Genomic DNA, 20,442 nt, shown 5'->3' on the forward strand with positions numbered 1-20,442 from the left:
GTATGTGAAAAGTCGTTCCGTGGAGTGTAGTCGTCCACACTCGCACAGCACTCGATCGGTCAGGTCGCCGTCACCATGCGGACACCCCCGGCCAGTCGCGCCACCACGAGGTCCCAGACGCCGTCGGCGAGGTCCTCCTTGGACTGTTCGGGCAGGGTGTGCACCGCGCCGTCCGCGCCGATGACGATCGCCGCGTTGGTCTCGGCGCCGAAGACCTTGTCCGTGCCGACCTCGTTGACGACGACGAGGTCCGCACGTTTGCGGGCGAGCTTGGCCCGGCCGTTGGCCTCCGCGTCGCCGGTCTCGGCCGCGAACACCACCAGCACCTGTTCCGGTCGGCGACGCCGACCCAGCTCGGCGGCGATGTCCGGGTTCGTGACGAGTTCGATCGTAGGTGGCCCGGCGTCCGATTTCTTGATTTTGCCCGGTGAGTAGGTGGCGGGCCGGAAGTCGGCGGGTGCCGCCGCCATCACCACCGCGTCAGCCCCCGCGGCGGCTTTCAGGGTGGCCTCGCGCAACTCCTCGGTGGTGCCGACCCTGACCAGGTCGACGCCGGCCGGGTCGGCGAGCGTCACGTTGGCGGAGACCAGGGTGACCCGGGCGCCGCGGGCGACCGCGGCGCGGGCGAAGGCGTACCCCTGCTTGCCGGACGAGCGGTTGCCCAGGAACCGGACCGGGTCGAGCGGCTCCCGGGTGCCGCCGGCGGTCACCACCACGTGGCGGCCGGCCAGGTCGGCCGGGGCGGCGACGCCGCGGGCCAGCGCCCGCCGGGCGACGGCGAAGATCTCGGCCGGGTCCGGCAGCCGCCCCTTGCCGCTGTCGGCGCCGGTGAGCCGGCCGACGGCGGGCTCGATCACCCGGACACCCCGGGAGCGCAGCGTGGCGACGTTGGCCACGGTGGCCGCGTTCTCCCACATCTCGGTGTGCATCGCCGGGGCGAGCAGCACCGGGCAGCGGGCCGTGAGCAGCGTGTTGGTGAGCAGGTCGTCGGCGAGGCCGTGGGCGGCACGGGCGAGCAGGTCGGCGGTGGCGGGGGCGACCACGACCAGATCGGCCCGTTGCCCGAGCCGGACGTGCGGCACCTCGTGCACGTCGGACCAGACGTCGTCGGCGACCGGCTGGCCGGACAGGGCGGCCCAGGTCGGCGCCCCGACGAAGCGGAGCGCCGACGCGGTCGGCACGACGCGGACCCGGTGCCCCGACTCGGTGAACAACCGCAGCAGCTCACACGCCTTGTAGGCGGCGACGCCGCCGCCGACCCCCAGGACGATCTCGGCGGACATCGACGCGCGGCGGGACTACGGCTGGTCGGTGGGCTCGGCGGTCAGCAGGCCCCCGTTGATCTCGCGCATCGCGATGGAGAGGGGCTTCTCCTGGGGGGTGGTCTCCACCAGGGGGCCGACGTACTCCAGCAGGCCCTCGCCGAGCTGGCTGTAGTAGGCGTTGACCTGGCGGGCCCGCTTGGCGGCGAAGATCACCAGGGCGTACTTCGACGTCGTCTTCTCAAGGAGCTCGTCGATCGGCGGGTTGGTGATGCCTTCGGGGTTGGCGATGGATCCCACGAAATAACCTCTGCGTCTCTGTTACCGCGCGGACGCGGTGGGTCGCTCAACCACGCAGACGCGGTTGAGCCGGAGCCGGGAAAGAAGAACCGAGCAAGCCTACCAGCCCGTCGACCGCCCGCCCGGTCAGGCCGTGGGCCACGACGTGCTCGGTCACGGCCGCGACGGCCGGCTCCGGCCGCCAGCCTGGCGGGGCGAGCAGGATCAGTCGGACGTCCGGGCGTGCCGCACGGACGGCGAGCGCGCCGCGCAGGTCGAGCGGGAGCAGCACCGGCCGGCCTGCGGCGAGCCGCGCGAGGACCGGCCCGGCCGGGGTGCCGCGGGCGTGCGGCCCGACCCGGGTCCACTCCAACAGCCGACCGGCGGCGATCAGCCGGTCGAACTCCGCCGGGTCGAGGAACAGCCGGTCGACGCCGTCCCGCTCACCCGCCCGGCGAGGGCGGGTGGTGGCCGGCACCGGCGTCCACACCGACGGAGAACGCGCCCGGAACAGCTCGACGACACTGCCCACGCCGGCCCCGCCGGGGCCGGCCAGGACGGTGAGCCGAGCCGCCGGGCGCGCCTCGTCATCCGTTCTCACGGCTCGTTTCTACACGCTGCCGTGGTCAGGTGACGGCGAACCCGTCGTGCTCAGTTGGCGGCGAACTCGCCGAGCAGCGCCTTGCGCTGCTGCTCGCCCAGGCCCCGCAGCCGGCGGCTGTCGGCGATCTTGAGCTTCTCCATGATCTGGGTGGCCCGGATCTTGCCGATACCCGGCATCGCCTGCAGAACGGCCGAAACCTTGAGCTTGCCGACGACGTCGTCGCCCTCGGCCCGCGCGAGGACGGAGGCGAGGGTGGTCTTGCCCTGCTTGAGCTGCTCCTTCAGCTCAGCACGGGCCTTGCGGATCTCCGCAGCCTTTTCGAGCGCGGCTGCGCGCTGCTCGGGGGTCAGTGACGGGAGGGGCACCAGTTCTCCTCAGGTCCCTATAGCGACGGGCGGGACGCCACGCCGCAGCTGTGAAACGTGAAGTCGCCGGGAACCAAAGGGGTCCATGGTTCCCGGCGCGGGGAAAACTAGCGTTCGCGGGCGCATTCGGCAACGTGGGCGCGCGGCGACCACGGCAAAGTGACCGAGCCTTCACTCAGTCAGGCCTCGCCGAGTGCGGCCCGGCACTCGGTCAGGACCCGGTCCACGGCGGCTCGTAGGGCGGCCACGTCGGGCCCGGCGTGCAGCACCTCGCGGGAGTACGACGGCAGCACCGACGGCAGGCTGGAACCGAAGACCGTACGCAGATCGGCCGCCGTGGCGCCCTGCGCGCCGAGCCCCGGAGCGAGTAGCGGACCGTGCACGGCGGAGAGGTCGTGGCCCGTCTCACCGATGGTCGCGCCGACCACCAGGCCGAAGCTGCCGAGCGGCTCGGCACCCCGGTTGAGCTGCGTAATCTCGTCGATCACCGTCTGTGCGACGGTGCGCCCGTCGGCGGTGCGGGCGCGCTGCACCGCGGCCCCCTCCGGGTTGGACGTCAGCGCCAGGACGAAGACCCCGCCGCCGTGCGTGGCGGCGAGCTCGAACATCGGCGCCAGCGACCCTACTCCCAGGTAGGGGCTCGCCGTGAGCGCGTCGACATACAGCGGGCTGGATGGATCCAGGTACGCGGCGGCGTACGCCGCGACGGTCGAACCGATGTCCCCGCGCTTGACGTCAAGCAGAACGAGCGAGCCGGAATCCCGCAACTGTCGGATAGTTGACTCCAGTACGGACACGCCGCGGGAGCCGAAGCGCTCAAAGAACGCGGACTGGGGCTTGACGACCGCGACCTGGTCGCCGATCGCCTCCACCACGGTGCGGCTGAAGCGCTCCAACCCGTTGACGTCGTCCGACAGGCCCCACCGGGCCAGCAGCCCCGGATGCGGGTCGATGCCCACACACAACGGTCCACGCTCCGCCACCGCCCGGTGCAACCGGCCACCGAAGCTCTCCATCCGACCTCTCCCTCTCTCGATTTCTCCCCGGTGCGCGGCGCCCGCCGCGCCCCGCCGCGCCCCGCCGCGCCCCGCAACCGGCGCGGCTGACCGATCCGGGACATGCCGATCCGGACCGGTGGACCAGCGACGCGGGTCAGCCGACCGCCACGGCGGCGGCGATCCCGGCCGCGATCCGGGCGACGTCGGCGTCGCCGGTGACGTACGGCGGCATGGCGTAGACCAGGTCGCGGAACGGCCGCAGCCAGACCCCCTGCTCCACCGCGGCGGCGGTGGCCTTCGCGAGGTCCACCTCGTGGTCGAGCTGGACCACGCCGATCGCGCCGAGCACCCGCACCTCGGCCACCCCCGGCGCGCCCCGCAGGGGCTCCAGACCGGCCCGCAGGCCCGCGCCCACCCTCGACACCTCGGCGGCCCAGTCTCCGGCCCGCAGCAGCCCGATGGAGGCGTTGGCGACCGCGCAGGCGAGCGGATTGCCCATGAACGTCGGCCCGTGCGCCAGCACCCCGTCGCGGGAGATGCCCCACGCCACCTCCGCCGTGCACAGCGCGGCGGCCAGCGTCAGGTACCCACCGGTGAGCGCCTTGCCGACGCAGAGCACGTCGGGGCTCACCCCGGCATGCTCGGCGGCGAACATCGTCCCGGTGCGGCCGAAGCCGGTGGCGATCTCGTCGAACACCAGCAGCACGCCATGGGCCCGGGTCACCTCGCGCAGCACCCGCAGGTACTCCGGGTGGTGGAAGCGCATCCCACCGGCGCCCTGCACCACCGGCTCGACGATCACGGCGGCCAGCTCGTCGGCGTGCCGCCGCACGGCGTCCGCCAGCTCCGCCACGTACGCCGGGTCGGGCGGGGTGTCGAAGCCGCCCGGCGGCACGGGCGCGAACACCTGCCGGGGCAGCACGTCGCCCCAGAGGTGGTGCATGCCGCCCTCGGGGTCGCAGACGCTCATCGGGTGGAACGTGTCGCCGTGGTACCCGCCCCGCCAGGTGCCCAGCCGGCGCCGCTCCGGCCGCCCGACGGCCCGCTGGTACTGCAGGCACATCTTCACCGCGACCTCGACGCTCACCGAGCCGGAGTCGCACAGGAAAACCTGTTCCAGCCCCTCCGGGGCCAGCTCGACCAGTGTGCCGGCCAGCCGCACCGCCGGCTCGTGGGTCAGCCCGCCGAACATCACGTGGCTCATCCGGCCGAGCTGGTCGGTGACGGCCGCGTCCAGCACCGGGTGCCGGTAGCCGTGAATGGCCGCCCACCAGGACGACATCCCGTCCACCAGCTCCCGGCCGTCGGCCAGCCGCAGCCGCACCCCCTGAGCGCTCTCCACCACATACGGCGCCGTGGCCGGCGGCAGCGACGCGTACGGGTGCCACACGTGCTCCCGGTCGGCGGCGAGGATCTCCTCGGGCGTCATCCGCGTACCCTCCTCCGTGTCCTCACGGGTGTGTCGCGCGGACCGGACCCGACCCTCACGTCACCCTTTGCTCTGCTGCCACGGAGGCAACACCCGCCGTCCGGGCGCGGGACGGCAGCCGTTGCGCCCGCTGCAGCAGAGCAAAGGGGGCGGGGGGACGATGTCGCCGGTTCCTCGTTCACCGGGTATCGGCCGGGGTTGTCGCCCTGCCGGCCGTGCGGGCCACCGACCGGACCAGGGCCGGGCCACGGTAGATGAACCCGGTGTAGAGCTGGACCAGGGACGCGCCCGCGTCGAACATCCGGGCTGCGTCGTCGGGGTCGACGATGCCGCCCACCCCGACCACCGGAAGCCGCCCGCCGGTCTCCCGGTGGACGAAGGAGACCACCTCCCGGGCGCGGGCGGCCAGCGGGCGGCCGGACAGGCCACCCTGCTCCGCGCCCCGCGCCCGGTCGGCCGGGGCGAGCCCGTCGCGGGCCAGGGTGGTGTTGGTGGCGATCACCCCGGCCGCGCCCCGGCTCAGGCAGACCTCCAGCAGGTCGGCGATCGCCGGGTCGGTCAGGTCCGGGGCGATCTTCACCAGCACCGGCTTCTCCCCCACCAGGGCCGCCAGCAGCGCGTCCAGGTGCGACCGGTCCTGCAACGCGCGCAGGCCCGGGGTGTTCGGCGAGGAGACGTTGACCGCGAAGTAGTCGCCGTGCCCGCGCAGCGCCCGGTAGGAGGCGAGGTAGTCCTGCACCGCCTCGTCCAGCGGGGTCACCTTGGACTTGCCCAGCGAGATCCCCAGCGGCACCCCGATCGGGCGGGGCAGCGCGGCCAGCCGGCCCGCCAGCGCCACCGCGCCGGCGTTGTTGAAGCCCATCCGGTTCACCACGGCCTCGCTGTCACGCAGCCGGAACAGCCGGGGCCGGGGGTTGCCCGGCTGGGCGTGCGCGGTGACCGTGCCGACCTCGACGAAGCCGAAGCCCAGCGCCGGCCACGCCGGCAGCGCCGCACCGTCCTTGTCCATCCCGGCGGCCAGCCCCACGGGGTTCGGGAACTCCACCCCGAACACCGTCCGGGGCGCCCGCACGGCGTACCGGGCCCGCAGCCCGGCCAGCGCCGCGGGCGACCGCGACACGGCGGCCAGCCGCCGCAGCGTCCACTCGTGCGCCGCCTCGGCATCCCCCCGACCCACCCGGAACAACCCGGGCCGCACCACCTTCTCGAAAATCACCACACCCTCCCCCGGGTCGCACCGCCGCGTTGATCACAAAGTTTGCGTCCGGGAACGGGCCCCTGGGCGACCGGAACCTCTTGATCAACGCCGACCGGGCGGGGGGTTGGGGTTGTGGGCCGGGGTGGGGTCATCGGGTGGCTCGGAGGGTGGCGTGCAGGTCCTGGAGGGGGCGGACCTGCATGTCGCCGCGGATGTGGGCCTCGATGCCCATCACCGCCGCCGCCGCGCCCGGGACGGTGGTGATGCAGGGGATGTCGGCCGTCACGGCGGCGCTGCGGATCTCGTAGCCGTCGGAGCGGGCGCTCGCCCCGGAGCCCTGCGGGGTGTTGACCACCAGCGCCACGTCGCCGCCGAGGATCATCGAGACCGCGTCCTCGCCCGCGCCGGACTCGTAGTGCTTGCGGATCTGCTCGCAGGCGATGCCGTGCCGGCGCAGCACCTCGGCGGTGCCGGTGGTGGCGACGATCTCGAAGCCCAGGTCGGCCAGGCGCTTGATCGGGAAGATCATGCCGCGCTTGTCCCGGTTGGCCACCGAGACGAAGATCCTCCCGGCGGTCGGCAGCGACCCGTACGCGGCGGCCTGGCTCTTGGCGAAGGCGTGGCCGAAGTTCGTGTCGATGCCCATCACCTCGCCGGTGGACTTCATCTCCGGGCCGAGCAGCGAGTCGATGCCCTTGCCCGACGGGGTGCGGAACCGCTTGAACGGCAGCACCGCCTCCTTCACCGCGATCGGCGCGTCGGCCGGCATCGTCCCGCCGTCGCCGGTCGGCGGGAGCAGCCCCTCGGCGCGCAATTCGGCGATGGTGGCGCCGAGTGCGATCCGGGCCGCCGCCTTGGCCAGCGGCACCGCCGTGGCCTTGGACACGAACGGGACCGTCCGGGACGCCCGCGGGTTCGCCTCCAACACGTACAGCACGTCGTCCTTGAGCGCGTACTGGACGTTGAGCAGGCCGCGCACCCCCACACCCCGGGCGATCGCCTCGGTGTACCGGCGCACCTCCGTCAGGTGCGAACCGGCCAGGGTGATCGGCGGCAGCGCGCAGGACGAGTCGCCGGAGTGGATGCCGGCCTCCTCGATGTGCTCCATCACCCCGCCGAGGTACACCTCGCCGTCGGCGTCGCACAGCGCGTCCACGTCGATCTCGATGGCGTCGTCGAGGAACCGGTCGACCAGCACCGGGCGGTCCGGGGAGATCTCGGTGGCCCGGCCGATGTAGTCGCGCAGCGTCGGGTCGTCGTAGACGATCTCCATGCCCCGCCCGCCCAACACGTACGACGGGCGGACCAGCACCGGGTAGCCGATCTCCTCGGCGATCGCCTTCGCCTCCTCGTACGAGGTGGCCATGCCGTGCGCGGGGGCGCGCAGCCCGGCGCGGGCCAGCACCGACCCGAACGCGCCGCGCTCCTCGGCCAGGTGGATCGACTCCGGCGAGGTGCCCACCACCGGCACGCCCGCGTTCTTCAGCCGCTGCGCCAGGCCCAGCGGGGTCTGCCCGCCGAGCTGCACGATCACCCCGACCACGCCCGGTCCGCCGGCCGCCCGGCCGGACGAGTCCTCGGCGTGCCAGACCTCCAGGACGTCCTCGAAGGTCAGCGGCTCGAAGTAGAGCCGGTCGGCGGTGTCGTAGTCGGTGGAGACGGTCTCCGGATTGCAGTTGACCATCACCGTCTCGTAGCCGACCGCCCTGAGCGCCATCACGGCGTGCACGCACGAGTAGTCGAACTCGATCCCCTGGCCGATCCGGTTCGGCCCGGAGCCCAGGATGAGCACCTTGGGCCGGTCCGACGGCGCGACCTCGGTCTCGGAGTCGTAGGTCGAGTAGTGGTAGGGGGTGGTCGCCTCGAACTCGGCGGCGCAGGTGTCGACCGTCTTGTAGACGGGCCGGATGTCGAGGCGGTGGCGCAGCGTGCGTACCCCGTCCTCGGCGGCCAGCTCCGGACGGAGCGCGGCGAGCTGCCGGTCGGACAGACCGGCCCGCTTGGCCCGGCGCAGCAGGTCGCCGTCGAGCACCGGGGCGTCCACGATCTCCGCCCGAAGCTCCACCAGCGCCGCGATCTGGTCCAGGAACCACGGGTCCACCCCGCCGGACGCGGCGGCGACCTCGGCGATCGACGCGCCGAGGCGCAGCGCCCGCTCGACGGTGTACAGCCGGCCGTCGTGCGGGACGCGCAGCGCGGCGAGGGTGTCCTCCCTCGTCGCCCCCTGCGGATCCGGCACGCTCCAGAACCCGCCTGCCTTGGTCTCCATCGAGCGCATCGCCTTGTTCAGCGCCTCGGTGAAGTTGCGCCCGAGGCTCATCGCCTCGCCCACCGACTTCATGGTGGTGGTCAGCTCCGGGTCCGCGCCGGGGAACTTCTCGAACGCGAACCGGGGAATCTTCACCACCACGTAGTCCAGGGTCGGCTCGAACGCCGCCGGGGTCTTGTGCGTGATGTCGTTGGGGATCTCGTCGAGGGTGTAGCCGATGGCCAGCTTCGCGGCGATCTTCGCGATCGGGAAGCCGGTCGCCTTTGACGCCAGCGCCGAGGAACGCGACACCCGGGGGTTCATCTCGATCACGACGATCCGGCCGTCGGCCGGGTTCACCGCGAACTGGATGTTGCAGCCGCCGGTGTCCACCCCGACCTCGCGCAGCACGGCGATGCCCAGGTCACGCAGGCGCTGGTACTCCCGGTCGGTCAGCGTCATGGCCGGGGCCACGGTGACGCTGTCGCCGGTGTGCACGCCCATCGGGTCGATGTTCTCGATCGAGCAGACCACCACCACGTTGTCGTTGCGGTCGCGCATGAGTTCGAGCTCGTACTCCTTCCAGCCGAGCACGCTCTCCTCGATGAGCACCTCGTGCACCGGGCTGGCGGTCAGCCCCGCCCCGGCGATCCGCGCCAGGTCGGCGTCCGTGTGCGCCATGCCGGAGCCCAGGCCGCCCATGGTGAACGACGGCCGGATCACCACCGGCAGGCCCAGCTCGGCGACGGTGGCCTCGACCTCGGCCATGGAGTGGCAGACCCGGGAGCGCGGCACCAGGCCGGTCGGCTCGGCGATGCCGATCCGGGCGCCGGCCTTCGCCACGACGTCCTTGAACAGCTGCCGGTCCTCGCCCCGGTTGATGGCGTCGATGTTCGCGCCGATCAGCTCCACGCCGTACTTCTGCAGCACGCCCGCGGAGTGCAGGGCGACCGCGGTGTTCAGCGCGGTCTGCCCGCCGAGGGTGGCCAGCAGGGCGTCGGGGCGTTCCTTGGCGATGACCAGCTCGACGAACTCCGGGGTGATCGGCTCGACGTACGTGGCGTCGGCGAACTCCGGGTCGGTCATGATGGTCGCCGGGTTGGAGTTGACCAGGCTGACCCGGATCCCCTCGCTGCGCAGCACCTGGCACGCCTGGGTGCCCGAGTAGTCGAACTCGCAGGCCTGCCCGATGACGATCGGCCCGGAGCCGATCACCAGGATGTGCTTGAGATCGGTCCGCTTAGGCATTCGTGCGCCCCTCGCTGTGGGTCCGGCCCTCGATGAGCTCGGCGAAGCGGTCGAAGAGGTAGTCCGCGTCGTGCGGGCCGGCCGCCGCCTCCGGGTGGTACTGGACGGTGAAGGCGGGCACGTCCCTCGCCCGCAGCCCCTCGACCACGTTGTCATTGAGGCAGACGTGCGACACCTGGACGCCGCCGAACTCGGTCTCGATCACCTGGTCGGGGACGACCGCACCCGGCGTCGGCACGGCGCCGGGCTCCTGTTCACGGCCCGGCCAGGCGACCGCGAAGCCGTGGTTGTGGCTGGTCACCTCGACCTTTCCGGTGACCCGGTCGAGCACCGGCTGGTTGATGCCGCGGTGGCCGTAGCCGAGCTTGTACGTGCCGAAGCCCAGCGCCCGGCCGAGGATCTGGCTGCCGAAGCAGATGCCGAACAGCGGGATCCGCCGGCTCAGCACCTCCCGGGCGAGCCCGACGGGGCCGTCTGCGGTGGCCGGGTCGCCCGGGCCGGGCGAGATGAACACCGCGTCCGCGCCCGTGGCGAGCAGGTCGTCGATGCTCGACGAGGCGGGCAGCACGTGGGTGGTGACCCCGCGCGCGGCGAGCCGGCGCGGCACGTTGCGCTTGATGCCGAGGTCCAGGGCGGCCACGGTGAACCGGTGCGCGCCGTCGGCCTCGACCACGTACGGCTGCGGCGTGGTCACCTCGGCGGACAGGTCCGCGCCGACCATCTGCGGCGCCTGGCGGACCCGGGCCAGCAGGGCGCGCGGGTCGTCGTCGACGCTGGAGATGCCGACCCGCATCGCGCCGCGCTCGCGCAGGTGCCGGGTCAGCGCCCGGGTGTCCACCCCGCCGATGCCGACCACACCCTCGGCGGCGAGCCGGTCCTCCAGCCCGCCGGTGGCCCGCCAGTTCGAGCCGATCCGGGCCGGGTCGCGGACCACGTACCCGGCGACCCAGATCCGGCCGGACTCGTCGTCCTCGCCGTTGACGCCGGTGTTGCCGATGTGCGGCGCGGTCTGCACCACGACCTGCCGGTGGTAGGACGGGTCGGTCAGGGTCTCCTGGTAGCCGGTCATGCCGGTGTTGAAGACCGCCTCGCCGAAGGTCTCCCCGACGCTGCCGTACGCCTCGCCGTGGAACGTGCGCCCGTCCTCAAGGACGAGAATCGCGGGACGCCTTCTCATGCTGCACTTCCTTCGATGCGGACTGCGGGGCTCCGCTTCGCTGCACTCCTCGCACGAATCACTTGACAGCCTTTCCGTCCAGGACCGTCGGCTCGCCGCGCAGGAAGGTCGCCACGATGCGACCCGGGAGCGTCATGCGGGCGTACGGGGTGTTGCGACTGTGGCTGGCCAGCTCGGCGGGCTCGATGACCCGCCGGGCGGCCGGGTCGACCAGGGTGAGGTTGGCCGGGACGCCGGGGGCCGGGTCGAGGCCGTGGGTGTCGAGCCCGGCGATCCGGGCCGGGGCGCGGGACATCCGCTCGGCGATCAACTCCCACTGCGGGCCGAGCACGTCCAGGGCGATCGACAGCGCCGTCTCCAGCCCGAGCATGCCCGGCCGGGCGTACGCCCACTCGCACTCCTTGTCCTCCACGGCGTGCGGGGCGTGGTCGGTGGCGATGATGTCGATCACGCCCTCGGCGAGAGCGGCGCGCAGCGCGGCGATGTCGGTGGCGGTGCGCAGCGGCGGGTTGACCTTGTACACCGGGTCGTACGTCTCCGCCTTGGAGTCCGTCAGCAGCAGGTGGTGCGGGGTGACCTCGGCGGTGACCCGGACGCCGCGGGCCTTGGCCTGGCGCAGAACCTCGACGCTGCCGGCCGTGGAGACGTGGCAGACGTGCAGCCGGCTGCCGACGTGCTCGGCGAGCAGCACGTCCCGGGCGATGATCGCCTCCTCGGCGACCGCCGGCCAGCCGGTCAGTCCGAGCCGGGTGGAGACCTCGCCCTCGTGCATCTGCGCGCCCTCGGTGAGCCTGGGCTCCTCGGCGTGCTGGGCGATGATCCCGTCGAACGCCTTGACGTACTCCAGGGCCCGGCGCATCAGCAACGGGTCGGCGACGCAGTGCCCGTCGTCGGAGAAGATCCGCACCTGGGCCGCCGAGTCGGCCATCGCGCCCAGCTCGGCCAGGCGCTCGCCGGCCAGGCCGACGGTGACCGCGCCGATCGGCTGCACGTCGACCAGGCCGGCCTCCCGGCCGAGCCGCCAGACCTGCTCGACCACCCCGGCGGTGTCGGCGACCGGGGAGGTGTTGGCCATCGCGCAGACCGCCGTGTATCCGCCCAGAGCCGCCGCCCGGGAGCCGGACTCGACGGTCTCGGCGTCCTCGCGGCCCGGCTCGCGCAGGTGGGTGTGCAGGTCGACCAGGCCGGGCAGGGCGACCAGCCCGGTGCCGTCGACCACGGCGGCGTCCGGCGCGCGCAGCCCCGCGCCGGTGGCGGCGACGACGCCGTCGCGGATCAGCAGGTCGGTCGGCGCGGCGCCGACGACGCTCACGTTGGTGATCAGGTACGCGGTCACAGCTTGTTCCCCCCGAGCAGGAGATAGAGGACGGCCATCCGCACGGAGACCCCGTTGGCGACCTGTTCGACGATGGTGGAGCGGGGCGAGTCGGCGACCTCGGGCGTGATCTCCATGCCCCGGTTCATCGGCCCGGGGTGCATGACGATCGCGTGCTCGGGCAGCCGACGCAGCCGCGGCCCGTCGAGCCCGTAGCGGCGGGCGTACTCGCGGGCGGAGGGGAAGTAGGAGTCGTTCATCCGCTCCCGCTGCACCCGCAGCATCATCACCACGTCCACGTCGGGGAGAACGACGTCGAGGTCGTAGGAGACGGCGGTGCCGGGGGCGAGGGCGGCGGCGATGTCCACCGGGATGAGGGTGGGCGGGCCGACCAGGGTGACCTTCGCGCCGAGGGTCGACAGCAGCAGCACGTTGGAGCGGGCCACCCGGGAGTGCAGCACGTCCCCGACCACCGCGACGTGCAGGCCGGCGAGCCGGCCCAGCCGGGAGCGCATCGTGTACGCGTCGAGCAGCGCCTGGGTGGGGTGCTCGTGGGTGCCGTCGCCGGCGTTGACCACCGACCCGTCCACCCAGTCGGCCAGCCGGTGCGGCGCGCCGGAGGCGGGGTGCCGGACGACCACCGCGTCGGCCCCCATGGCCTGGAGGGTGAGCGCGGTGTCCTTCAGGCTCTCCCCCTTGGTGACGCTGGAGCCCTTGGCCGAAAAGTTGATCACGTCGGCGCTGAGTCGCTTCGCCGCCGCCTCGAAGGAGATCCGGGTCCGGGTGGAGTCCTCGTAGAACAGGTTCACCACGGTCCGGCCGCGCAGCGCCGGCAGCTTCTTGACCTCGCGCCCGGCGACGGTGGCCATCTCGGCCGCGGTGTCCAGGATCTGGGTGGCGGTGGCGGCGTCCAGGTCGGCGGCGGAGAGCAGGTGACGGATCATGAGGGGAGCGCCTCTCCGTACAGCCGGACCTCGTCCGCGCCGTCGGTCTCGGCGAGGGTGACCCGCACGCTCTCGGCCAGCGCGGTCGGGATGTTCTTGCCGACGTAGTCGGCGCGGATGGGCAACTGCCGGTGGCCCCGGTCGACCAGCACGGCGAGCTGCACCGAGGCGGGGCGGCCGACGTCGCCGAGCGCGTCGAGGGCGGCCCGGACCGTGCGGCCGGAGAACAGCACGTCGTCGACGAGGACGACCCGCTTGCCGTCGATCCCGCCGGGCGGAAGCTGGGTCGGTCCGACCGCGCGGGTGGCGTTGCGGCGCAGGTCGTCGCGGTAGAGGGTGATGTCGAGCACACCCACCGGAACGGCGACGTCCTCGAAGGTGCTGATCCGGGCGGCGAGGCGCCTCGCCAGCGGCGCGCCCCGGGTGGGGATGCCGAGCAGCACGGTGTCGGCGGCGCCCTGGGTCTTCTCCAGGATCTGGTGGGCGATGCGGTCCACCACGCGCGAGACGTCCGCTGCGGTGAGGATCACCTTCACCGAGGGTTGTCGCGGTGGCGACGGATGGGCAGCCGGTGGGTAGGCCACGGCGGACCTCCTTCCCCGCCTCACGGGACGGGTCGTTAAAGGATGTCTGGCACCTCCGGCGGACCGCGAACGGCCCGGGCCGGGGCTTCACCCCACGTTACCAGCGGTCACGGGCCCCTCCGCCGCCGGCACTGACCCCAGGATCAGGGTGGCGAATCGGGATAACTCACCCTGCGCTCCCAACAGCAGGGTCACGACCACTTGACCACGTGTCGCAATCCCCGTACCGTCACGCTCCGTAGCGATCGCTGGGAGAACCCCGAGCAGCACTGGGAGTGTCCGAATGCCCTCTGAATACGCCAAGTCGCTGGGTGCCCGCCTGCGCTCCATCCGCCAGCAGCAGGGCCTGTCCCTGCAGGGGGTGGAGGAGAAGTCGAACGGGCGGTGGAAGGCCGTGGTGGTCGGCTCGTACGAGCGCGGTGACCGCGCCGTCACGGTGTCCCGCCTGGCCGAGCTGGCCGACTTCTACCGGGTGCCCGTCTCCGAGCTACTGCCCGACGGCAGCGGAGTGCGTCACGAGCCCACCAGCAAGATCGTGCTGGACCTGGAGCGGCTCTACGACGAGGCCTCCGAGGAACTGGCCTACGTCGCCCGGTACGCCCGCGCCATCCAGCAGCAGCGCGGCGACTACAACGGCCGGGTGCTCTCCATCCGCGCCGACGACCTGCGTGCCCTGGCGATCGTCTACGACGCCTCGCCGTCCGGGCTGATCGAGCGCCTCACCGAGCACGGCGTGCTCGTCGCCGACCCGCGGGCGTTCTTCGCCTCCTGACCGAGGTCGACAGTCGGAAGGGCCCGTGCCGGTCGGCACGGGCCCTTCCATCGTCGTACGGGTGCGGCGACGCCGCCGGCTCAGCGGGTGGCGTACTCGGCGATCCGGCCGAGCACCCCGTTGAGGAAGCGCGGCGAGTCGTCGGTCGACATCTGCCGGGCCAGTTCGACGGCCTCACTGATCGCCACCGGGTCGTCGAGCTCATCGACGTAGAGCAGCTCGTACACCGCGATCCGGGCCAGATTGCGGTCGACGACCGGCATCCGGTCCAGCGTCCAGCCCTCGGCGTAGCTGGCGATCAGCTCGTCGATCCGGTCCAGGTGCGCGGCCACCCCCTCGACGAGGCCGACCGCGTACCCGAGGTGCTCCGGGTGGGGCTTCTCGATCCGCTCGAGGTAGCCGGCGAGCACCTCCACCGGAGGCCGGTTGCGCAGGTCGGCCTCGTAGAGCACGTCCAGCGCCCGCTTGCGCGCCTTGCGGCGTGCCGGCATCTGCTGCTTGGCGCCCTCGGCCATCAGGCGCGGCCGAGGTAACGGCCGTCGCGGGTGTCGACCTTGATCTTCTCGCCGGTGGTGATGAACAACGGCACAGGCACGGTCGCGCCGGTCTCGACGGTCGCCGGCTTGTTGCCGCCGGTGGAGCGGTCGCCCTGGAGGCCCGGCTCGGTGTAGGTGACCTCCAACACGACAGAGGTCGGCAGCTCGATGTACAGCGGCACGCCCTCGTGGGTGGCGACGGTCGCCTCGGCCTCGGGGAGGAGGTAGTTGGCCGCATCCCCCACGGTGCCGTCGGGGACGGTGATCTGGTCGAACGTCTCCAGATCCATGAAGACGTAGTCCTCGCCGTCGGCGTAGAGGTACTGCATGGTGCGCTTGTCCACGGTCGCAGTTACGACCTTGGTGCCCGCGTTGAAGGTCTTGTCGACCACCTTGCCGGACAGCACGTTCTTCAGGGTGGTACGCACGAATGCGCCACCCTTACCGGGCTTGACGTGCTGGAACTCGACGACGGACCAAAGCTCTCCGTCGAGGTTGAGTACCAGGCCGTTCTTCAGGTCGTTGGTGGAGGCCATTTCCTGCCTTGATCATCAATTGGCGGACAGACCTGGCAAGTCTACTGCCTGCCGCCGCCGGCCGTGCCCGCCGTCAACCGCCGGCCGCCTCCGCGCCCGGGCGGGCCGCCAGGTGGTGCAGGGCAAGACGGTAGCCGTCGACGCCCAGGCCGCAGATCACGCCGGTCGCCACGGCGGAGACCACCGAGTGCCGGCGGAACTCCTCGCGGGCGTGGATGTTGGAGATGTGCACCTCGACGAGAGGGCCCCGCAGCATCGCGCAGGCGTCCCGGACCGCGATCGAGTAGTGCGACCAGGCGGCCGGGTTGAGCACCACCGCCGCGCCCTCGTCGGCCGCCTCGTGCAGCCAGCCGACCAGCTCGTGCTCGGCATCGGTCTGCCGGACCACCACGTCCAGCCCCAGCTCCCGGCCGGTCTCGGCGCACAGCGTCACCAGGTCGGCGTAGCTGGTCGCCCCGTACACGTCGACCTGGCGGGTGCCCAGCCGGCCCAGGTTCGGCCCGTTCAGCACGTACACCCTCACGCTCTACCGCCCTTCGTTCGCGACTGCGGGGCTCCGCTGCGCTGCACTCCTCGCGCTCACCGGGGGCTGACCTCCCGGTAGGCGGCGTGCAGCAGCTCGTCGTCCGGGCCCTCCAGGATCGTCGGGCGGGCCAGGCCGTCGAGCACCACGAACCGCAGCCGCGAGCCGCGGGTCTTCTTGTCCACCCGCATCGCGGCCAGCAGCTGCGGCCACGCGTCTGCCTGGTAGCCGGTCGGCAGCCCGAGCGCCGTGAGCGCCGTGCGGTGCCGCGCCGCCGTCGCGGCGTCCAGCCGGCCGGCGAGCCGGGCCAGTTCGGCGGCGTAGACCAGCCCGACTGCCACCGCGTGCCCGTGCCGCCAGCGGTACCGCTCCACCTTCTCGATCGCGTGTGCCAGGGTGTGGCCGTAGTTGAGCACCTCACGCACCCCGGACTCGCGCAGGTCGCCGGAGACCACGTCGGCCTTGACCCGGATCGCCCGCTCGACCAACTCCCGCACCACCGGCGACGTCGGGTCGGTGGCCGCGACCCGTTCCCGCTCGACCAGGTCCAGGATCACCGGGTCGGCGATGAACCCGCACTTGACCACCTCGGCCAGGCCGGCCGCCAGGTCGGCCGGCGGGAGGCTGTCGAGCACCGTGAGGTCGCACAGCACCCCGACCGGCGGGTGGAAGCCGCCGACCAGGTTCTTGCCGGCCGCGGTGTTGATCCCGGTCTTGCCGCCGACGGCGGCGTCGACCATGCCGAGCAGCGAGGTCGCCACCGCCACCCAGCGCACCCCGCGCAGCCAGCAGGCCGCGACGAAGCCGGCCAGGTCGGTGACCGCGCCGCCACCCACCCCGACCACCGCGTCGGTACGGGTGAAGCCCGCCTCGCCGAGCCGGTCCCAGCACGCGGCGGCCACCTCGACGGCCTTGCCCGCCTCGGCGTCCGGCACCTCCAGGGTCAGCGGGGTCATCCCGGCGGCGGCCAGGCGGGCGCCGAGCGCGTCGGCCAGCCCCTTCAGCGGCGGCGCGTGCAGCACCGCCACCCGGGTCGCGTCGGGCAGCAGCGTCGGGAGCGCGTCGAGCAGGTCGCGTCCCACCAGCACGTCGTACGGCCGCTCGCCGCCGACCGGAATACGGGTCACCTCGTCCATCGCCCGGCAGCCTAGTCCAGCCGGCGGGGGCCCGGCGGCGACTGTCCAATCCGTGGCGGGCGGATCGTCACCGGGGCGTGACCAGTGCGGCCCGGAAGCGTTTAGCCAGGAGGAGCGGGGGGCAGCGTTCAGCACGCACCGGCCTACGAGGCGGAGGTACCCGCGATGACCACACCCACGACCGACGACACCGACACCCGAGCGCCCGCCACGATCGACGGCGCCGACATCCGGGTGCCCGCCACCATCCTCGGCGTCGGCCTCGGCGGCTTCGCCGACGGCATCGTGCTGCACCAGGTGCTCCAGTGGCACCACATGCTCAGCAGCACCGGCAGCGACAACGTCGGGGTGAAGTCGTACCCGGTGGACACCGTGCCCGGGCTGGAGATGAACACCCTGTGGGACGGGATCTTCCACGTGGTGACCTGGGTGGCGGTGCTGGCCGGCCTGGCCCTGCTCTACTCCCGGGTGACCCGGTCCCGGGGCCGGCTGTGGCGCTCGCCCGTGCTGTGGGGCTGGGCGCTGGTCGGCTGGGGGCTGTTCAACCTCGTCGAGGGGGTCGTCGACCACCACCTGTTCGGCATCCACCACGTGCGCGGCGGCGAGTACCAGACCTGGTGGGACCTCGGGTTCCTGGCGCTCGGCGCGGCGCTGGTCGCCGGCGGCTGGCTGGTGCAGCGGCGCGGCACGGCCGTGGACCTCTGCGCCGACCGGCGGTGACCCCGGCCCACGCCGGCCACGACGCGTTCGCCCCGGGGCCGGCGCTGCTCGTACCTCTGGCGCTGTTCTGGGTCTACCTCGCCGCCGCGCTGCGGCAGCGGGGCCCGGGCGGCGGCGGGTGGCCGCACCGGCGGACGGCGGCCTTCGGCACCGGCGCGGGCCTGCTCGCGGTCGGGCTCGCCCTGCCGGCGGGCGGCTTCGCCGGGCACGCGTGGCAGCACCTGCTGATCGGCATGCTGGCGCCGCTGGGGCTGGTGCTCGGCGCGCCCGGCACCCTGCTGCTGCGCACCGTGGACCGCCGGCGCGGCCGGGCGCTGGTCCGGCTGCTACGCCGGCCGGCCCTGGCCGCGCTCGCCCACCCGGTCACCGGGCTGGCACTGACCGCCGGCGGGCTGTACCTGCTGTACCTGACGCCGCTGTACCGGGCCACGGTGGCGCACCCGGCGGCGCACCACCTGGTGCACCTGCACTTCCTGCTCGCCGGCTGCCTGTTCACCTGGTCGGTCGCCGGCCCCGACCCCGGCCCGCACCGGCCCCGGGTGCCGGTCCGGCTGGTGGTGCTCGGCGTCGCCGTCGCCGCCCACGCCGCCCTCGCCCAACTCCTGTACGCCGGGCTCGCCGTGGACGTGCCGGGACCACCCGAGCAGCTCCGGGCCGGGGCGACGGTCATGTACTACGGGGGCGACCTCGCCGAGATCGCCCTCGCCCTGGCGCTGCTCGCCACCTGGCGACCGGTGCGCAAGGGCCCGAGGCCGGCGCGTCCGACACCTCCGCCGCGTCCGACGCGGGAGCCGGCCCGTTCCTGACCCCGCGCCGCAGGGGCCGGCGGGGTCAGGGCTTGAGCAGGGCCGCGATCTCGGCGGCGATCTCCTCCGGGGCCCGCCCGTCGGTCACCACGGTCGCGGTCGCCACCTCGGCGTAGAGCGGGCGGCGCTGGTCCATCAGGTACTTCAGCGTCGCCCGCGGGTTGATCGCCAGCAGCGGCCGGCCGGCGCCCAGCCCGACCCGCTTCACCGCGTCGGGCAGCTCGACGCTCAGGTGCACCACGGTGTGCCCGATGAGGGCGGCCCGGTTCTCCTCCGCGAGCACCGCGCCGCCGCCGAGGGCGAGCACCCCCGCGCAGGAGGCCAGCGCCGCGGCGGTGGCGGCCCGTTCGAGGGTACGGAAGTGCGCCTCCCCCTCGTCGATGAAGATCTCCGGGATCGGCTTGCCGGCCAGCTGTTCGATGTCGGCGTCGGTGTCCCGGAACCCCACCCCGAGCAGCGCGGCGAGCGCCGTCCCGACGGTGGTCTTGCCGGAGCCCGGCGACCCGACGAGGACGACCACCGGTCGCGTCTGGTTCACCGGATCACCAGGGAGTCGAGGTAGCCGGCCAGGTTCCGGCGGATCTCGGCCACCGAGTCGCCGCCGAACTTCTCCGTGGCGGCCTCGGCGAGCACGAGGGCCACCATCGCCTCGGCGACCACGGCGGCGGCCGGCACGGCGCACACGTCGGAGCGCTGGTTGATCGCCGTCGCCGCCTCCCCCGTGGTCACGTCGACGGTGGCCAGGGCCCGGTTCAGCGAGGAGATCGGCTTCATGGCCGCCTTCACCCGCAGCGGCTCGCCGGTGGTGATGCCGCCCTCCAGGCCGCCGGCCCGGTCGGTGACCCGGCGCACCCCGGTCGCGGTCGGAATGATCTCGTCGTGCGCCTCGGAGCCACGGGAGCGGGCCTGCTGCCAGCCGTCGCCGATCTCCACGCCCTTGATCGCCTGGATCGACATCAGCGCGGTGGCGAGCCGGGCGTCGAGCTTGCGGTCCCACTGCACGTGGCTGCCCAGGCCCGGCGGCACCCCGTACGCCAGCACCTCGACCACGCCGCCGAGGGTGTCGGCGGCCTTCTTCGCGGCGTCGACCTCGGCGACCATCCGGGCGCTGGCCTCCGCGTCGAGGCAGCGCAGCGGGTCGGCGTCGATCCGCTCGGCGTCCTGCGGCGTCGGGCGCAGCCCCGGCTTCACCGCGACCGGGCCCAGCTCCACCACGTGCGAGACGATCTCGATGCCGAGGGCCTGCTTGATCAGGGCCTTCGCCACGGTGCCGACGGCCACCCGGGCGGCGGTCTCCCGGGCGCTGGCCCGCTCCAGAATGGGACGGGCGTCGGTGTGGCCGTACTTCTGCATGCCGGCCAGGTCGGCGTGGCCCGGGCGGGGGCGGGTCAGCGGCGCGTTGCGGGCCTGCTGGGCCAGCTCGTCGGGGTCCACCGGATCGGCGGCCATCACCGTCTGCCACTTGGGCCACTCGGAGTTGCCGATCCGGACGGCCACCGGGCTGCCCAGGGTGACGCCGTGCCGGAGCCCGCCGATCACCTCGACCTCGTCCCGCTCGAACGCCATCCGGGCGCCCCGGCCGTAGCCGAGCCGGCGGCGGGCCAGCTCACCGGCGATCTCGCCGGTGGTCACCTCGATCCCGGCGGGCACGCCCTCCAGCATCGCGACGAGGGCGGGACCGTGCGATTCACCTGCAGTCAGCCAACGCAACACGTCGGCAAGTCTGTCACGACCGGGTCGCGTCCCACCGCGCCGCCCGCCG

21 protein-coding genes are annotated in these 20,442 nt (G+C 73.2%); 3 read left to right on the forward strand and 18 right to left on the reverse strand.

Annotation, left to right across the window (positions count from 1 at the left end; translation table 11 throughout):
• Window positions 1-59: 59 nt before the first annotated feature.
• The 12 genes from coaBC to pyrR all read right to left on the reverse strand — a co-directional run bounded on the left by coaBC (window position 60) and on the right by pyrR (window position 13,651).
• Window positions 60-1,283: a bifunctional phosphopantothenoylcysteine decarboxylase/phosphopantothenate--cysteine ligase CoaBC gene (gene coaBC, locus OG559_RS00355; protein WP_405110858.1), complete on the reverse strand. Its 1,224-nt coding sequence runs from the start codon at window positions 1,281-1,283 to the stop codon at window positions 60-62.
• Window positions 1,284-1,298: 15 nt separating this feature from the next.
• Window positions 1,299-1,562 (reverse strand): DNA-directed RNA polymerase subunit omega, encoded by a 264-nt coding sequence (rpoZ, locus tag OG559_RS00360; protein WP_074318577.1) that lies wholly within the window; start codon window positions 1,560-1,562, stop codon window positions 1,299-1,301.
• A 46-nt stretch (window positions 1,563-1,608) separates the two neighbouring features.
• On the reverse strand, window positions 1,609-2,142 hold the full coding sequence (locus OG559_RS00365) for a guanylate kinase (RefSeq protein ID WP_405110861.1): 534 nt from the start codon (window positions 2,140-2,142) through the stop codon (window positions 1,609-1,611).
• Between the two features lie 50 nt (window positions 2,143-2,192).
• A complete protein-coding gene (mihF, locus tag OG559_RS00370; protein WP_161691465.1) occupies window positions 2,193-2,510 on the reverse strand; it encodes an integration host factor, actinobacterial type in 318 nt (105 codons plus the stop codon).
• Between the two features lie 179 nt (window positions 2,511-2,689).
• The gene (gene pyrF / locus OG559_RS00375; protein WP_405110863.1) at window positions 2,690-3,526 is read right to left on the reverse strand and encodes an orotidine-5'-phosphate decarboxylase; all 837 of its coding nucleotides are present in this window, start codon (window positions 3,524-3,526) and stop codon (window positions 2,690-2,692) included.
• Between the two features lie 136 nt (window positions 3,527-3,662).
• On the reverse strand, window positions 3,663-4,937 hold the full coding sequence (locus OG559_RS00380) for an adenosylmethionine--8-amino-7-oxononanoate transaminase (RefSeq protein ID WP_405110866.1): 1,275 nt from the start codon (window positions 4,935-4,937) through the stop codon (window positions 3,663-3,665).
• A 178-nt stretch (window positions 4,938-5,115) separates the two neighbouring features.
• A complete protein-coding gene (locus OG559_RS00385) occupies window positions 5,116-6,153 on the reverse strand; it encodes a quinone-dependent dihydroorotate dehydrogenase (protein WP_405110869.1) in 1,038 nt (345 codons plus the stop codon).
• Between the two features lie 130 nt (window positions 6,154-6,283).
• Window positions 6,284-9,631, reverse strand: a complete 3,348-nt coding sequence (gene carB / locus OG559_RS00390) for a carbamoyl-phosphate synthase large subunit (protein WP_405110871.1) — start codon at window positions 9,629-9,631, stop codon at window positions 6,284-6,286.
• Window positions 9,624-10,808, reverse strand: coding sequence for a glutamine-hydrolyzing carbamoyl-phosphate synthase small subunit (gene carA / locus OG559_RS00395; RefSeq protein ID WP_405110874.1), 1,185 nt, complete (start codon window positions 10,806-10,808; stop codon window positions 9,624-9,626). The genes carB and carA overlap by 8 nt, the downstream gene beginning before the upstream one ends.
• A gap of 58 nt (window positions 10,809-10,866) precedes the next feature.
• On the reverse strand, window positions 10,867-12,144 hold the full coding sequence (locus tag OG559_RS00400; protein WP_405110877.1) for a dihydroorotase: 1,278 nt from the start codon (window positions 12,142-12,144) through the stop codon (window positions 10,867-10,869).
• Window positions 12,141-13,067: an aspartate carbamoyltransferase catalytic subunit gene (locus OG559_RS00405; protein ID WP_405110880.1), complete on the reverse strand. Its 927-nt coding sequence runs from the start codon at window positions 13,065-13,067 to the stop codon at window positions 12,141-12,143. Before OG559_RS00405 ends, OG559_RS00400 begins: the two co-directional genes overlap by 4 nt.
• A complete protein-coding gene (pyrR, locus tag OG559_RS00410; RefSeq protein ID WP_405110883.1) occupies window positions 13,064-13,651 on the reverse strand; it encodes a bifunctional pyr operon transcriptional regulator/uracil phosphoribosyltransferase PyrR in 588 nt (195 codons plus the stop codon). The genes OG559_RS00405 and pyrR overlap by 4 nt, the downstream gene beginning before the upstream one ends.
• Before the next feature lie 283 nt (window positions 13,652-13,934).
• Between pyrR and OG559_RS00415 the strand changes: the two genes are divergently transcribed.
• Entirely contained in the window at window positions 13,935-14,423 is a 489-nt protein-coding gene (locus OG559_RS00415; RefSeq protein WP_091436620.1) for a transcriptional regulator, read from the forward strand.
• Between the two features lie 80 nt (window positions 14,424-14,503).
• Here the strand turns inward: OG559_RS00415 and nusB are convergent, their stop codons facing one another.
• From nusB to aroB, 4 genes are all read right to left on the reverse strand, one after another.
• Complete coding sequence (gene nusB, locus OG559_RS00420; RefSeq protein ID WP_396674064.1) at window positions 14,504-14,914, reverse strand: transcription antitermination factor NusB; 411 nt, start codon at window positions 14,912-14,914, stop codon at window positions 14,504-14,506.
• 23 nt (window positions 14,915-14,937) lie between these two features.
• On the reverse strand, window positions 14,938-15,495 hold the full coding sequence (gene efp, locus OG559_RS00425; protein WP_396673856.1) for an elongation factor P: 558 nt from the start codon (window positions 15,493-15,495) through the stop codon (window positions 14,938-14,940).
• A 73-nt stretch (window positions 15,496-15,568) separates the two neighbouring features.
• Window positions 15,569-16,018, reverse strand: a complete 450-nt coding sequence (aroQ, locus tag OG559_RS00430) for a type II 3-dehydroquinate dehydratase (protein ID WP_396673857.1) — start codon at window positions 16,016-16,018, stop codon at window positions 15,569-15,571.
• Window positions 16,019-16,074: 56 nt separating this feature from the next.
• Window positions 16,075-17,154: a 3-dehydroquinate synthase gene (gene aroB / locus OG559_RS00435; RefSeq protein WP_405110887.1), complete on the reverse strand. Its 1,080-nt coding sequence runs from the start codon at window positions 17,152-17,154 to the stop codon at window positions 16,075-16,077.
• A gap of 165 nt (window positions 17,155-17,319) precedes the next feature.
• Here aroB and OG559_RS00440 point away from each other — a divergent pair, with 165 nt between their 5' ends.
• Both OG559_RS00440 and OG559_RS00445 read left to right on the forward strand, forming a co-directional pair.
• Complete coding sequence (locus tag OG559_RS00440) at window positions 17,320-17,874, forward strand: DUF2243 domain-containing protein (protein WP_405110890.1); 555 nt, start codon at window positions 17,320-17,322, stop codon at window positions 17,872-17,874.
• Window positions 17,871-18,680, forward strand: a complete 810-nt coding sequence (locus OG559_RS00445) for a cytochrome c oxidase assembly protein (RefSeq protein ID WP_405110893.1) — start codon at window positions 17,871-17,873, stop codon at window positions 18,678-18,680. Before OG559_RS00440 ends, OG559_RS00445 begins: the two co-directional genes overlap by 4 nt.
• A 25-nt stretch (window positions 18,681-18,705) precedes the next feature.
• Here the strand turns inward: OG559_RS00445 and OG559_RS00450 are convergent, their stop codons facing one another.
• Complete coding sequence (locus OG559_RS00450; RefSeq protein WP_405110896.1) at window positions 18,706-19,218, reverse strand: shikimate kinase; 513 nt, start codon at window positions 19,216-19,218, stop codon at window positions 18,706-18,708.
• A complete protein-coding gene (gene aroC / locus OG559_RS00455; protein ID WP_405110900.1) occupies window positions 19,215-20,393 on the reverse strand; it encodes a chorismate synthase in 1,179 nt (392 codons plus the stop codon). The genes OG559_RS00450 and aroC overlap by 4 nt, the downstream gene beginning before the upstream one ends.
• Between the last annotated feature and the right edge of the window lie 49 nt (window positions 20,394-20,442).

The organism is Micromonospora sp. NBC_01405, from assembly GCF_045040155.1.
Lineage (GTDB): Bacteria > Actinomycetota > Actinomycetes > Mycobacteriales > Micromonosporaceae > Micromonospora.

What these genes read in the sequence shown, in the direction of transcription:
- OG559_RS00440 (WP_405110890.1), top strand. Translation starts at nt 17,320, where the DNA reads ATGACCACACCCACGACCGACGACACCGACACCCGAGCGCCCGCCACG.
- aroB (WP_405110887.1), bottom strand. Translation starts at nt 17,154, where the DNA reads ATGGACGAGGTGACCCGTATTCCGGTCGGCGGCGAGCGGCCGTACGAC.
- carA (WP_405110874.1), bottom strand. Translation starts at nt 10,808, where the DNA reads ATGAGAAGGCGTCCCGCGATTCTCGTCCTTGAGGACGGGCGCACGTTC.
- OG559_RS00415 (WP_091436620.1), top strand. Translation starts at nt 13,935, where the DNA reads ATGCCCTCTGAATACGCCAAGTCGCTGGGTGCCCGCCTGCGCTCCATC.
- OG559_RS00380 (WP_405110866.1), bottom strand. Translation starts at nt 4,937, where the DNA reads ATGACGCCCGAGGAGATCCTCGCCGCCGACCGGGAGCACGTGTGGCAC.
- coaBC (WP_405110858.1), bottom strand. Translation starts at nt 1,283, where the DNA reads ATGTCCGCCGAGATCGTCCTGGGGGTCGGCGGCGGCGTCGCCGCCTAC.
- pyrF (WP_405110863.1), bottom strand. Translation starts at nt 3,526, where the DNA reads ATGGAGAGCTTCGGTGGCCGGTTGCACCGGGCGGTGGCGGAGCGTGGA.
- efp (WP_396673856.1), bottom strand. Translation starts at nt 15,495, where the DNA reads ATGGCCTCCACCAACGACCTGAAGAACGGCCTGGTACTCAACCTCGAC.
- carB (WP_405110871.1), bottom strand. Translation starts at nt 9,631, where the DNA reads ATGCCTAAGCGGACCGATCTCAAGCACATCCTGGTGATCGGCTCCGGG.
- nusB (WP_396674064.1), bottom strand. Translation starts at nt 14,914, where the DNA reads ATGCCGGCACGCCGCAAGGCGCGCAAGCGGGCGCTGGACGTGCTCTAC.
- OG559_RS00405 (WP_405110880.1), bottom strand. Translation starts at nt 13,067, where the DNA reads ATGATCCGTCACCTGCTCTCCGCCGCCGACCTGGACGCCGCCACCGCC.